We start from the raw sequence: 12,658 nt of genomic DNA, 5'->3' as shown, positions 1-12,658 counted from the left end.
CCACGGCCCCGGGCGCCACGGCCCCGCGCGCGGCGCGGCCTAGAGGAACGGGTCGCTGCCGGCGGGCACGAGGTCGACCTCGACGGTGAGGCTCGAGCCGGACCGCTCGGTGAAGATGACCCCGCGCAGCGGCGGCACGTCGTCGTAGTCGCGGCCCCAGCCCAGGACGACGTACTGGTCGTCGACGAACCGGTCGTTCGTCGGGTCGACGTCCACCCAGCCGGCCCCGGGCAGCCAGGCGGCCACCCAGGCGTGGGAGGCGTCGGCGCCGCGCAGCTTCTCCCGACCGGGCCGCGGACGCGTCTCGATGTACCCGCTGACGTACCGCGCGGGCAGCCCGTGGGCACGCAGCGCGGCGATCATGAGGTGCGCGAAGTCCTGGCAGACGCCCGCGCCCTGGGCCAGGAGCTCGTCCTGGGTGGTGCGCACCGTCGTCGAGCCCGAGCGGTAGGCCAGCTCCGTGCGGATGCGGTGCGCCAGCTCGACGAGCACCTCGGCCAGCGGGCGGCCGGCGGTGAACGTCGGGGCCGCCCAGGCGCGGACGGCGTCGGTCGTGGCCACGTGCGCGGAGGGCAGCACCGCCTCCCGGACGGCGAGCAGGTCCGTGCCCACGGCCCCCGTCGCCACCCGCTCGGCCACCGTCTCCCAGGCGTGGTCCGGCAGCGTCGCCGGATCGGGCGCCACGCGCGTGACCTCGACGCGGGAGCGCGCGGTGACGACGAGCTCGGTGTGCGGCGTGGTGACGGCGTAGTAGGTGGTCCGGTTGCCGAACCAGTCGGTGTGGGCGGCGGTGTCGGCCGGCTCGGGGTCGACGACGAGCGCCGTGGTCAGGCATCGCTGGTCCGGCAGGTCGCGGGGGGTCGTCGTCGTGCGGCCGTAGGAGCCGGTCACGGGGGCCGTGTAGACGTACCGGGTGCGGTGGACGAGGTCGTAGGTGCGGCTCACGGGGTGCCCCGCCCGTCCAGGGGGCCGCGCAGGTCGCCGGCGTCCCACGGGTCCTCGAGGCTGCGCACCGGCAGCGGCCGGGCCATGTGCACGCGCTCGACCTCGTCGGCGAGCGCCAGCAGCCGCCAGCGCATGGACTCGAGCTGCTCCGCGAGCCGCCCGCGCCGCCCGTCGTCCTCGACGGCGGCGGCGACCGGGACGGCCTCGAGCTCCTCGACGAGGTCGACGACGTCCGCCAGCAGGTGGTCGCGCTGGTCCGGCGCCCGGCCGGTGCCGGGCACCGCGGTGAGGTCGTCGCGCAGGCGGTGCAGCTGGTAGGCCAGCGACCGGGGGTTGGTGCGGTCCTGGACGAGCAGCTCGAGCAGCCCGCCCGCCTCGACGCCGCGGCCCTGCTGCCGCCGGCGGTAGGTCATGGCCGACTCGTGCACGAGCAGGACGCTCTCGAGGACGAGGTCGTCCACCTGCGGCGGCCGGGCCTGCACGACGGTGCCCAGCAGCGTGGTCACGAGGTGCTGGGCCCGCTCGATGCGCCGGCCCGCGTCGAGGAACCGCCACCCCGAGTCGCGCACGAGCCCCTCGGACGACACCCCCGCCAGGGCCAGCAGCCCCTCGAGCACGCGGTCGAGCGTCCCGCGCAGGCCGGCGGTCACGGCCGGCCCCTGGCCCGGGGAGCCCGGGCGCACGCGCAGCCGCTCGTCGCGCAGGGCGCGCTCGATGCGGGCCAGCGGCCCGAAGGCGTCGGGGGAGAGCTGGTCGCGGACGGCCCCCGCGGCGCGCGCGCTGCGGCGCACCGACGCGGCCACCGTCCCGGGCGTGCGGTCGTCGAGCATGAGGTCGCGCAGGCGCGGGGCGACGAGGCGGCCGTCCGCGTCGACGGTGCCCGGCGGGGGACCGGCCACGGGGACGACGGAGGTGCCGTCCGACGTGCCGGCCGAGGCACCCGCCGGTACCGCCGCCGGCACGAGGCTGGCCAGCAGGGCGGCGAGCGCCCGGCCCCCCGGCGACCACGGCGTGCGGTGGTAGTCGTCCCAGCGGTCGCCGACGGCCCGCAGCACGCGCACGGTGTCCTCCGCGCGCTCGGCGTACCGGCCGAGCCACCACAGGTTCTCCGCCGTGCGCGGCGACAGGCCCGTGACGCGCTGCGGGCCCTCGTCGAACATCTCGACCGACATCTCGACCGACATCTCGACCGTGCCGCCGCGGTCGTCCCCGGTGCCGTCGCGTCGCGCGACCCCCGTCACCGTGACGACCGGCATCTCCTGCGTCGGCGGCCGCGCGGCGTCCGGGTTCGCCAGCACCCACACGTCCTTGGCGGCCGCCCCCAGCGCCGACGAGACGACCGGCCCCGCCGAGACCCGGGCGAGACCGCCGGCCATGACGGTGTAGCCCTCGTGGTGCGCGACGGCGAAGGTGCGCAGGACCGCCGCCGCCGGGCCGCCGGCCGCGTCGGCCGCGCGCGCCCCCGGGGTCCCCGGTGCTCCCGGTGCCGGGAGGAGGTCGCTCGTCGGGGGCGGGACGAGCGCGTCCGGCCCCTCGGGCTCCGCCGCCGCCAGGTCGACGACCGGCCCCGACGGCCCCACCGGCTCCTGCGCCACCCACGCCCACGGCTCGGCCTCGATCCGGGCGCGCAGGGCGGCGCGGCCGGCGGCGTCGAGCTGCCAGCCGAGGACGGCGCCCGAGCCCGGGCCGTGCGTCGTCGGCAGGAGGGTGAGGCGGTCCAGCCGCGTGAGCACGTGGGTTCGCGCGGCCTCCTCCCCGCACCACCAGGTCGGCGCGGACGGCAGCAGCAGGTCCTCGTCGAGCACGACACGGGCCAGCCGCGGCAGGTAGCGCAGCAGGGCGGGGCTCTCCAGCACGGACGAGCCCAGCGGGTTGACGACGCTGACGGCGCCGCCGCGCACCGCCCGCACGAGGCCGGGGACGCCGAGGCGGGAGCCCGCCCGCAGGTCCAGCGGGTCGCACCAGTCGGCGTCGAGGCGGCGCAGGACGACGTCCACCCGCTCGAGCCCGTCGAGCCCGTGCAGCCACACCCGCCCGCCGCGCACGACGAGGTCGGAGCCCTCCACCAGCGGCAGGCCGAGCATGGACGCCAGGTAGGCCTGGTCGAAGGCGGTCTCGCTGGCCTCGCCGCTCGTGAGCAGGACGATCGCGCCCGCGCCGTCGGAGGAGGCCGGCCGCACGGCGTGCAGGGCCGTGCGCAGGGCGCGGAAGAAGGGGCCGAGGCGCGCGATCGACGCCTGCCGGTACACCCCGGCCATCACCTGCGAGACGACCCGCCGGTCCTCCATGGCGTAGCCCGCGCCCGACGGCGCCTGCGTCCGGTCCGCCACCGCGCACCAGCCGCCCGACGCGTCGCGCACGAGGTCCGTGGCCGTCAGCACGAGCTCGCGGCGGCCCGGCAGCCGCACCCCGTCGACCTCCCGCAGGAAGCCGGGGTGGGCCAGCACCACGTGCGGCGGCAGCAGCCGGTCCGAGAGCAGGCGACGGGGCCCGTACAGGTCCTGGAGCACGGCGTCGAGCAGGAGCGCGCGCTGGGCGAGGCCGCGGTCGAGGCGCTGCCACTCGCCCTCGTCGACGATGACGGGCTCGGGGTCGAGGCGCCAGGCGTCGTCGCCGTCCCTGCGGTCGCCGCCGTAGGTGACGCCGTGGTCGGCGAGGAGCCGGTCCGCCGCCTCCCGGGCGCGCGCCAGCACCTCGGGCGTCGGGGCGTCCGCCGGGTCCTCGAGCCAGCCCCAGTCCGGCCGGTGCGCGACGCCCCCACCCCGCCGGCCACCCCGCCGGCCGTCCGGCCCGTCGGCGCCCGCGAGGGGGACGGAGGACAGCAGGTCGGTCACGCCGGGAAGTCTGCCGCACAGGACCCGTCCGGGCAGCGGCGGGCTCCGAACACCGGGTGCAGGGCAGCCCGGCGCACGGACCGGGCGCTGCACGACGTGCCGCGACGCGGCCGGACGGGGAGGGCCGCCATGGGCGTGAGACGTGCACGCACCCGCCACCGGGCGCGCGCCCTCGTCGGCCGGTCCGCCGGTCCGCACGGCCCGGTGCACCCCCGGCCGGCCCCCCGGGGCGCGTCAGGGGGCGCACCCCGGGGGACCACGGGCCTCGTCACGCCCGCCGGGACGCACCCGGGTGCAGGTCCGCGCCGCGCCGGGTGCACCGCCGGGCGGGGCAGGGGTGCGTCGGCCACACTGTCGCGCGTGGACGCCACCTCCCAGCGCACGGCGGGGCCTCGGGCGGCCGACGCCCTCCTGCTGGCGTGCGCCGACGGGGACCAGGACGCCTTCGCCCGGCTCTACGACGAGATCGGGCGGTCCGTCTACGGCACCTGCCTGGGCGTCCTCCGCGACCCTGACCACGCGGCGGAGGTGACGCAGGAGGTCTGGCTCGAGGTGTGGCGGACCGCGGCGCGCTTCGACCCGGCGCTCGGGTCCGCCCGCACCTGGACCGTCACGCTCGCCCACCGTCGCGCCGTCGACCGCGTCCGCGCCACGCAGGCCCAGCGCGACCGCGACCAGCGCGTGCTCGACGCCAGCGCCGAGGTGGAGGTCGACGTCGTCGTCGAGGAGGTGGAGCAGGGCCTGGAGGTGGAGGGCGTGCGTCGCTGCCTCGACGCCCTGACCCCGCGCCAGCGCGGCGCGATCGTGCTGGCCTACTACGGCGGCCGCTCCTACCGGGAGGTCGCCGACGAGCTGGAGGTGCCGCTGCCCACGGTGAAGACCCGGATCCGCGACGGCCTGCTGCGCCTGCGCGACTGCCTGGAGGTGGACCGGTGAGCGGTGTGACGGGGACGACCGGCGTGGACGGCACGGACGACGTCCGCACGCTGCTGGGCGCCTACGCCCTCGACGCGGTGGACGACGTCGAGCGCCGGGCCGTCGAGCGGCTCGTCGCCGCCGACGCCGGGGCCGCCGCGGAGCTGGCGGACCTGCGGGCCGTCGCGGCCGAGCTGGGGGGTGCCGTCGCCGGCGAGCCGCCCGCCGCCCTGCGTGCCGCCGTGCTCGCCGCCGTGGCCGGTCAGGCGCAGGAGCGACCGGGGGGTCGCGCGCCGGGTGGCGCGCGGGTCGACGTCCAGGCCGATACCCGGGCCGACGTCCGGGCCGACGTCCCGGCCGACGTCCCGGCCGACGTCCCGATCGCACCGGTCGTCGTGCCCCCGCCGGCCCCTGCTGACAGCCACCCCGCGCCCGACGAGCGCCCGCTCGCCCCCGTGGTGCCGTTGCGGCGGCCGCGGGCGGTGCGCTGGGCCGGCGTCGCGGCGGCGCTCGTCGTCGCCGCCGGGGTGCCCGGGGCCCTGGCCCTGCAGCAGGCGCAGCGCGCCGAGCGGGCGGAGCTCGCGCAGGCGCAGGTCGAGGAGGTGCAGCGGCGCACGGCGCAGCAGATCGCCGACCTGCTCACCGACCCGTCGGCCGTGCTCGTGCGCGGCTCCGTCACCGGTGGCGGAACGGCGACCGCCGTCTTCACCGACGACCGCTCGCTCTTCAGCGCGACCGGCGTCCCCGAGCCCGAGGCGGGCAGCGTCTACCAGCTCTGGCTGGTCGACGAGGGCGTCATCACGTCCGCCGGGGTGCTCACCGACGAGGGCGGGTCGCTCGTGCGGCTCGTCGACACGGGCGGGGTCGGCTCGCTGGCCGTCTCCGTCGAGCCCGAGGGCGGGTCGCAGCAGCCGACGACGACTCCCGTCGTCCTCCTCACCCAGGCCTGAGCCGACGGGCGGGTCCGTGCCGGACCCGCCCGTCGCGCACGCCGTCCGGGCGGCCGCGCGAGCTCGGCGCCGGCCCTCGTCGTCTCAGGAGGGCGGGTAGGGCGAGCCCTTGAGCAGCCGCGCCAGGTGCGCGGTGTGCGCGGCGACCGTGGCCGTCGTGCTGGTGACGGTCTCGGGCGTCGGGTCGAGGTCCTGGTAGTCGACGCCGCCCATCGCCTCGCCGACCCAGTAGGTGACGGCCTGCGCAGGGATCGTGAAGCCGACGTCGTCGAGCGCCTGGAACAGCTCCGCGCTCACGTGGTGCGCGCCGTCCTCGTTGCCGACCACGGCCACCGCGGCGACCTTGCCGTAGGTGAGCAGCCGTCCCTCGTCGTCGGTCTCCGACAGCTCCGCGTCCAGGCGCTCGAGCGCACGCTTGATGACGCTCGACGGCTGCCCCATCCAGATGGGCGTCGCGAGGACGAGGACGTCCGCGGCGAGCACCTGCTGCCGGATCGCCGGCCAGGCGTCGCCCTCGCCCATGTCCACCTGCACGCCGGGCTTCACGTCGTGGTCGACGAGGCGCACGACCGTGCCGGTGACGCCGTGCGGGCGCAGCGCCTCGAGGAGCTGGCGGCCCAGGAGCTCGCTGCTGGACGGCGCCGGCGAGGGGGTCAGCGTGCCCACGAGCACGAGGGCGGTGAGGTCGGCGGGGCGCTCGCCGACGTCGTCGGGGGAGGCGGTCGAGGTCGTCTGCGACATGCCGCGATGCTGCCCCGCGGGCGGAGGCGCCGCGAGCGCTGGACACGGACGGGGGACACGAGCGGGGGACACGAGCGGGGGACACGGACGGGGGACCCCGGACGGCGGACACGGAGGGGGGACGCCGGACGGCGGACCCGCGGCGGCGGGCGGCCGTCCCGGGCGTGACGCAGCGCGGCCCCCTCCCCGCGCTGCTGCAGGGAGGGGGCCGGACCGCCGCGGACCCGCGTGCGCCGGGGCGCGTGCGGGTCCGGGCAGGTGCGTCACATGGTGGGCATGAGCACCGAGTCGATGAGGTAGACCGTCGCGTTGGCGGTCTGCACGCCACCGCAGATGACGTTGGCGTCGTTCACCTTGAGGGCGTCGCCCTCGCCGCTGACGGTGACCGTGCCGCCCTGGACGGTCGCGTGGTCGCCGACGATCTCGTCCGGGGCCACCTGGCCCTCGACCACGTGGTAGGTGAGGATGCTCGACAGCGTCGCGGCGTCGGTCTTGAGGGACTCGATCGTCGCCGGGTCGATCTTGGCGAAGGCGTCGTCGACGGGCGCGAACACCGTGAACTCGCCGCCGTTCAGCGTGTCGACGAGGTTCACCTCGGAATTGAGCTGCCCGGAGACGGCCTGGACGAGGGTCTTCAGCAGCGGGTTGTTCGAGGCGGCCGTGGCGACGGGGTCGGCGCTCATGCCCTCGACCGAGCCGGCGCCCTCGGGCACCATCGCGGCGTAGTCGGCGCAGCCGGGGCCGACGAGCATCGCGGCCGGGTCGGCCGTCGTCATGTCCTCCTCCTCGGACGGGCTCGGGGCGGCGGACTCGCTCGCCATGTCGTCGCCCGTGCCCTCCGAGCCCGTGACGTCCTCCGCGGCGGAGGAGGCGGCGGCGCCGGCCTCGGCGGTGTCGGAGCTGCTGCAGGCGGTCAGCGTGAGGCCGGAGGCCAGCAGGAACGCGGCCGCCAGACGGGTGCGGGTCGTGGTGCGCATCGTGATCTCCCTCGGTGGTGCTGCGGGAGGACCGGTGCGGCCCTCCGATGCCCGTGGTTCGGGGCGGCGGGGGAGCCGGTTGGTCACCCGTCCGGGTGAAACCCGCGGACGTGCCCTTGTCAGGCGACCGAGGAGGGTGCCGGTCGGTACCGGCGCACGCGGTTCTTGCCGGCGCGCTTGGCCTCGTACATGGCGGCGTCGGCGGCGTCGACGAGGGCGTCGAGCCGGTCCTCGAGCCCGTCCTCGAGCCCGTCCTCGAGCCCGTCCTCGAGCGCGTCCTCGAGCCCGTCACGATGCCGCTCGTCGGCGCCCACCCAGGCCGTGCCGATGCTCACCCCGATGCGGAAGGCGCCGGCTGGCAGCACGACGGGCGCGGCCACCGCGGCGAGCAGCGCGTCGGCGACGGCGGCGAGCTCGTCGGGCGACGGCACCCCCGGGAGCACCACCGCGAACTCGTCGCCCCCGAGCCGTGCCAGCGTGTCCACGGGTCGCAGCAGCCGCCAGAAGCGCTCGGCCACGGCGCGCAGGACGTCGTCGCCGGCCGCGTGCCCGGCGGCGTCGTTGACCGCCTTGAACCCGTCGAGGTCGCAGAACAGCACGCCGACCCCCGAGCCGGGGGCGCCCTCGTGCTCCGCCTCCCGCAGCGCCTCGCCGAGGCGCTCGCGCAGCAGCGCCCGGTTCGGCAGGCCGGTCAGCGGGTCGTGCAGCGCGAGCCGGACGAGCTCCTCCTCGGCCTCCCGGCGGGCGGTCACGTCCTCGACGAGGCACAGCAGGTGCCGCTCGCCCCCGCCCGCCTGCCCGCCCCCGCCGACGCCGCCGCCGCCGACGCCCCCGCCGGCGCCTCCACCCCCCTCGCCGTCCGGCGTGAACAGCGTCGCGTGCACGAGGCCGCGGCGCACCGAGCCGTCCGCGTGCAGGAAGCGCTGCTCGACGCGCACCTCGTCGAGGGCACCGTGCACCAGCGGCCCCAGGGCCGCGAGGAAGGCGGGGCGGTCGTCGGGGTGCAGCAGCGACGGCAGGTCGCGGGCCAGGAGCTCCTCCGCGGCCAGGCCGGTCAGCTCGGACATCGTCGCGTTGACCTGCAGCACCGCGGACCCCTGCGGCCCGCCGAGGCCGACGATCGCCATCGCGACCGGGGCGGTGTCGAAGGCGCGGCGGAACCGGCTCTCCGACCCCGCCAGGCGCTGCTCCACGACGACCTGCTCGGTGACGTCCGTGGCGAGAGCGATGACGCCGGTGCACCGGCCGGCCGCGTCGACGAGCGGGCTCACCGTGACCATGGCGTGCAGGCGCGAGGCGTCGGCGCGCAGCCACGTCCACCGCAGCGTGACGGGGTAGCCGCTGCGGGCGTCGTGCAGCAGGACGTCCGTCGGCGACAGGCCGCGGGCGGCCGCCACGGCGGACAGCTCCGCGGGGTCGTGCAGGATCGTCAGCGGCAGACCCGCGACCTCCTCCGCGCCCCATCCCGTCATCCGCTGCGCGCCCGTGCTGAACACGGTGATGGTGCCGTCGGGGTCGCAGCGGATGATCGCCTGCTCGGTCGCCGCGTCGAGGATGCCGGAGTACAGGTCCCGGGCGGCGGCGACGCGCGCGCTCGCCCGGCGCTCGTCGGTCACGTCGCGGGCGGCGAGCACGACCGCGCCCTCCCAGGGCCCGCCCTCGCCCGGCACCCGGCGCGCGCTGACGTCCAGCACGCGCCCGGGTGCGTCCGGCGCGTCGACGACGACGTCGACGCCCTCGACCGTCTCGCCGCCCAGCGCGCGGCCCAGGGGGAGGTCGTCCGCCGGGAGGTCCGCGAGCAGGCGGGTCGCGGCCGCGTTGCGCAGCACGCGGGTGCCGTCGGCGGCGTGGACGCTGAGCGCCTCGGTCGACGCCTCGAAGACCGTCCGCAGGAGGAGGGCCTGCTCGGACGCGGTGGCCTGCGCCTCGCTGAGCTCGGAGATGAGGGTGGCGCGCTCGTCGCGGGCCAGGGCCAGCGGCAGCGCGACGACGCTCACCACCGTGACGAACGCCTGGGCCAGGACGGGCTGCAGGTCCGGGTCGACGACGACGAGGGGCCCGTGCCCGGCGAGGGTGGTCACCACGACGACCACGCCCACCGCGACGCCGTGCAGCGCGACGGCGGTGGTGTCCAGGCGCAGCGCGACCCAGACGCTGAAGGGGACGAGCAGGAACGGCAGGGGCAGCTCCTGCGGGTAGCCGAACACCACGGCGTAGGCGGCACCGACGGCCCCCGCGACGGCCGCGACCTCCGCGCTCCGGACGACGAAGGTGCGGCGCGGCAGGCCCCTCCAGGGCCAGCGCGCGGGGTCCGCGAGCCGCAGCGCCGCCGCCCCCAGCACGAGGGTCGCCGACCCGCTGCGCAGGGTCCACGCGCCCAGGACCGCCAGGGGGTCGCCCGTGCCGAGCGCGGCGACGCCGACGGCCGACACCGCGGCACCGGTCGCCGCCCCGAGCAGCGCCGCGAGCACGAGCACGCGCAGGTCGGCCGGCGTGCGCAACCGCCGGCGGGACGCGCCCCGGGGGAGCGGCAGGGCGTCGAGCAGCAGCGCCGTGACCAGCGACTGGAGCCCGTTGGCGACGGCCATCACGGCCGCGAGCGCGGGCGGTGCGCCCGTCAGCGCGTTGAGTACGCCGGTGATGAGCGTGACGCCCACCAGCGCCGTCACGCCGCGCGCCCCGCGGGCCCGGTCGACGACGACCCACGCGGATCCCACGGCCGCCGCGGGCCACACGAGCGCGAAGGTCCCGCCCTCGACGACGGTCGACCGGCCCAGGAGCACCGCCGCCGCCAGCACGAGGGCCGAGACCGCGTGCCTCAGCAACGGCAGGGACCCGGCCGAGGTCGAGGCGCTCACCGGTACGCCCCTCGGTCGCAGCCCGGTGCGCCCGGCACCACGGGCGACGGCGAGCCCATGCGCGCACCTCCATCGTCTCGCACCGGGCACCCGGCGGCGGTCGCGGGGCGCGGCGGGGCGGGCCGCCCCTCCCTCCCATCGGCCGCTCCGACGTGCGGTCAAGGCAGCGGAGCCGGGGCGTCGGGGATGATGGAGCCGTGACGGACCTGACCGTGCCCCTCGTGCCCGAGGGCACCCCCGTCGTCGACTGCGCCGACGAGCCCATCCGCGTGCCGGGCTCGGTGCAGCCGCACGGCGTCCTGCTCGCCGTCGACCCGGGGTCGCTGCGCGTCGTCGTCGCCTCCGGCACGACGGCCGAGCACCTCGGCCTGCCGACGGAGGCCGTCCTCGGCCGCCCCCTCGGCGACGCGCTGGGTGACGCCCTCGGGGAGCTGCGGCTCGACGAGGAGGCCGTCGACCCGCAGCCCTTGGAGGTGGCGGTGGCCGGCCGGCTGCGGTCCTTCGAGGCGCTCGTGCACCGCAGCGACGACCTGCTCGTCGTCGAGCTCGAGCCGCGCATGCCCGCCACGGGCGACGGCAGCCTGCGCGGCGCCCGCCCCGCGCTGCGCCAGATGCAGCGCGCCGGCACGCCGGAGCAGGTCGTCGGCATCCTGGCGGCCGAGGTCCGGGCCATCACGGGGTTCGACCGCGTCATGGTCTACCGCTTCGACGCGGACTGGAACGGCGAGGTCGTCGCCGAGGAGGCGGCACCGGGGCTCGAGCCCTTCCTGGGCCTGCACTACCCCGCGTCGGACATCCCCGCGCAGGCCCGCGCCCTGTACGCGGCGCAGTGGCTGCGGTCCATCCCCGACGCGCGGTACACGGCCAGCCCGCTCGTGCCCCCGGTCGTCCCGTCGACGGGTCGGCCGCTGGACCTGTCGAACGCCGCCCTGCGCAGCGTCTCGCCGGTGCACCTGGAGTACCTCGCCAACATGGGCGTCCGGGCGTCCATGTCGGTCTCGCTGCTGGTGCACGGGCGGCTGTGGGGCCTCGTCGCGTGCCACCACTACGCCGGGCCGCACTACCCCACGCCCACGCAGCGGTCCGCGGCGGAGTTCCTCGCGCGGACGGGCTCCCTGCTCCTGCAGGGCAAGGAGGACGAGGCGCGGTACGTCGACAGCATGGCGCTCGCGGTGTCGTCCGCGGAGCTCACGCGCGCGCTGTCGGCCTCGCCGCGCGACCCCCTCGGGGCCCTCACCGCCGACGACGCCCTGCTCGAGCTCGTCGAGGGGGCCACGGGCTGCGCGGTGCGGGTCGACGGGCAGCTGCGGCTCCTGGGCCGGACGCCCGGACCGGCCGACGTCGACGCCCTGGTGGACCTGCTGTGGACGCGTCGGACCGGCACGGTGGCCGTCTCCGCGCTGCTGCGCGAGTTCCCGGGCAGCGACCTCGTCGGGCGTCTGACGGACGTGGCCAGCGGCGTGCTCGGCGTGCGGCCGTCCGCGAGCGGCTCGCGGGACGTCGTGCTGTGGTTCCGGCCCGAGGTCCTCAAGGAGGTGCACTGGGCCGGCGACCCCTACGCCAAGGGGCTGGAGGCGACGCCTGCCGGCCTGCGCCTGACCCCGCGCGCGTCCTTCGCGGCGTGGGTCGAGCAGGTGCGCGGCACGTCGGAGCCCTGGACGCCCGCCCAGGTCGCGGCGGCGGAGGCGCTCGTCCGGGACCTCGACGAGGCGGTTGCCCGGCAGCGGGCCGAGGACGAGCGCGTCGCCGCGACCCTGCAGCGCATCGTGCTCACCGAGCGGCCGCCGCTGCCGGACGGGTACGCGCTCGCGCAGCATTACCAGCCCAGCGGCGCCAGCGTGCTCGGCGGTGATTGGTACGACATCACGACGCTGCCCGACGGCCGGACGGCCTTCCTCGTCGGCGACGTCGCCGGGCACGGCATGTCGGTGGCGGCCATCACGGCCCAGGTCCGGCACGCCCTGCGTGCCTACCTCGTCGACGAGGGGGCCGCGGACCGAGCCCTCACGCGTCTCAACGAGGTCATCGCCGACCTCGTGCCGGGGGAGCTCGCGACGGTCGTCGCCGCCGAGCTCGACCCCGTCACCGGCGGCGTCGTCGTCACCCGCGCCGGCCACCTGCCCCCGCTGCACGTGCGCGCCGACGGTGCGGCGTTCGTCGAGGGCGCGCGGGGTGCGCCGCTCGGCGTGCCGGACCGCGAGGGCCGGGGCTACGTCCAGGCCACCGCGACCCTGGCGCCGGGCGACTGCCTGGTGCTCTTCACGGACGGGCTGGTCGAGGCGCGGGGCTCGCTCCTCGCCGACGGCCTGGAGGACATGCGCCGCCGCGCGGCCGGCATCGGCCCCGACCGCGACGCCCTCGTCGCCGGCCTGCCGCGCTCCGCCCCCGGCACCGGCGACGACCTCACCGTCCTGGTGCTCCAGCGCGTCCCCTGAGCC

The 12,658-nt window shown here is 77.6% G+C and carries 8 protein-coding genes; 3 read left to right on the top strand and 5 right to left on the bottom strand.

The window, feature by feature from the left end:
* Positions 1–39 precede the first annotated feature (39 nt).
* Both AC2TDM_RS16390 and AC2TDM_RS16385 read right to left on the bottom strand, forming a co-directional pair.
* Positions 40–945, bottom strand: a complete 906-nt coding sequence (locus tag AC2TDM_RS16390) for a transglutaminase family protein (RefSeq protein ID WP_090032590.1) — start codon at positions 943–945, stop codon at positions 40–42.
* Positions 942–3,779: a circularly permuted type 2 ATP-grasp protein gene (locus tag AC2TDM_RS16385; RefSeq protein ID WP_484635334.1), complete on the bottom strand. Its 2,838-nt coding sequence runs from the start codon at positions 3,777–3,779 to the stop codon at positions 942–944. Before AC2TDM_RS16385 ends, AC2TDM_RS16390 begins: the two co-directional genes overlap by 4 nt.
* A gap of 360 nt (positions 3,780–4,139) precedes the next feature.
* On the opposite strand from AC2TDM_RS16385, the gene sigK reads away from it, so the two are divergent.
* Entirely contained in the window at positions 4,140–4,715 is a 576-nt protein-coding gene (sigK, locus tag AC2TDM_RS16380) for an ECF RNA polymerase sigma factor SigK (RefSeq protein ID WP_484635333.1), read from the top strand.
* On the top strand, positions 4,712–5,644 hold the full coding sequence (locus AC2TDM_RS16375; protein WP_139224396.1) for an anti-sigma factor: 933 nt from the start codon (positions 4,712–4,714) through the stop codon (positions 5,642–5,644). The genes sigK and AC2TDM_RS16375 overlap by 4 nt, the downstream gene beginning before the upstream one ends.
* Positions 5,645–5,728: 84 nt before the next feature.
* Here the strand turns inward: AC2TDM_RS16375 and AC2TDM_RS16370 are convergent, their stop codons facing one another.
* The 3 genes from AC2TDM_RS16370 to AC2TDM_RS16360 form a co-directional block, all read right to left on the bottom strand.
* The gene (locus AC2TDM_RS16370) at positions 5,729–6,385 is read right to left on the bottom strand and encodes a flavodoxin family protein (protein ID WP_484635332.1); all 657 of its coding nucleotides are present in this window, start codon (positions 6,383–6,385) and stop codon (positions 5,729–5,731) included.
* A 263-nt stretch (positions 6,386–6,648) separates the two neighbouring features.
* Complete coding sequence (locus tag AC2TDM_RS16365; protein WP_090032587.1) at positions 6,649–7,362, bottom strand: fasciclin domain-containing protein; 714 nt, start codon at positions 7,360–7,362, stop codon at positions 6,649–6,651.
* 119 nt (positions 7,363–7,481) lie between these two features.
* On the bottom strand, positions 7,482–10,220 hold the full coding sequence (locus tag AC2TDM_RS16360) for a diguanylate cyclase domain-containing protein (protein ID WP_484635331.1): 2,739 nt from the start codon (positions 10,218–10,220) through the stop codon (positions 7,482–7,484).
* Between the two features lie 197 nt (positions 10,221–10,417).
* On the opposite strand from AC2TDM_RS16360, the gene AC2TDM_RS16355 reads away from it, so the two are divergent.
* On the top strand, positions 10,418–12,655 hold the full coding sequence (locus tag AC2TDM_RS16355; RefSeq protein ID WP_484635330.1) for a SpoIIE family protein phosphatase: 2,238 nt from the start codon (positions 10,418–10,420) through the stop codon (positions 12,653–12,655).
* Positions 12,656–12,658 lie beyond the last annotated feature (3 nt).

This window comes from Cellulomonas sp. plas2 (assembly GCF_057221735.1).
This window is presented reverse-complemented; position numbering and strand designations above follow the sequence as displayed.

Coding starts and splice junctions, on each gene's coding strand:
- AC2TDM_RS16370 (WP_484635332.1), bottom strand. CDS start 6,385: ATGTCGCAGACGACCTCGACCGCCTCCCCCGACGACGTCGGCGAGCGC.
- AC2TDM_RS16365 (WP_090032587.1), bottom strand. CDS start 7,362: ATGCGCACCACGACCCGCACCCGTCTGGCGGCCGCGTTCCTGCTGGCC.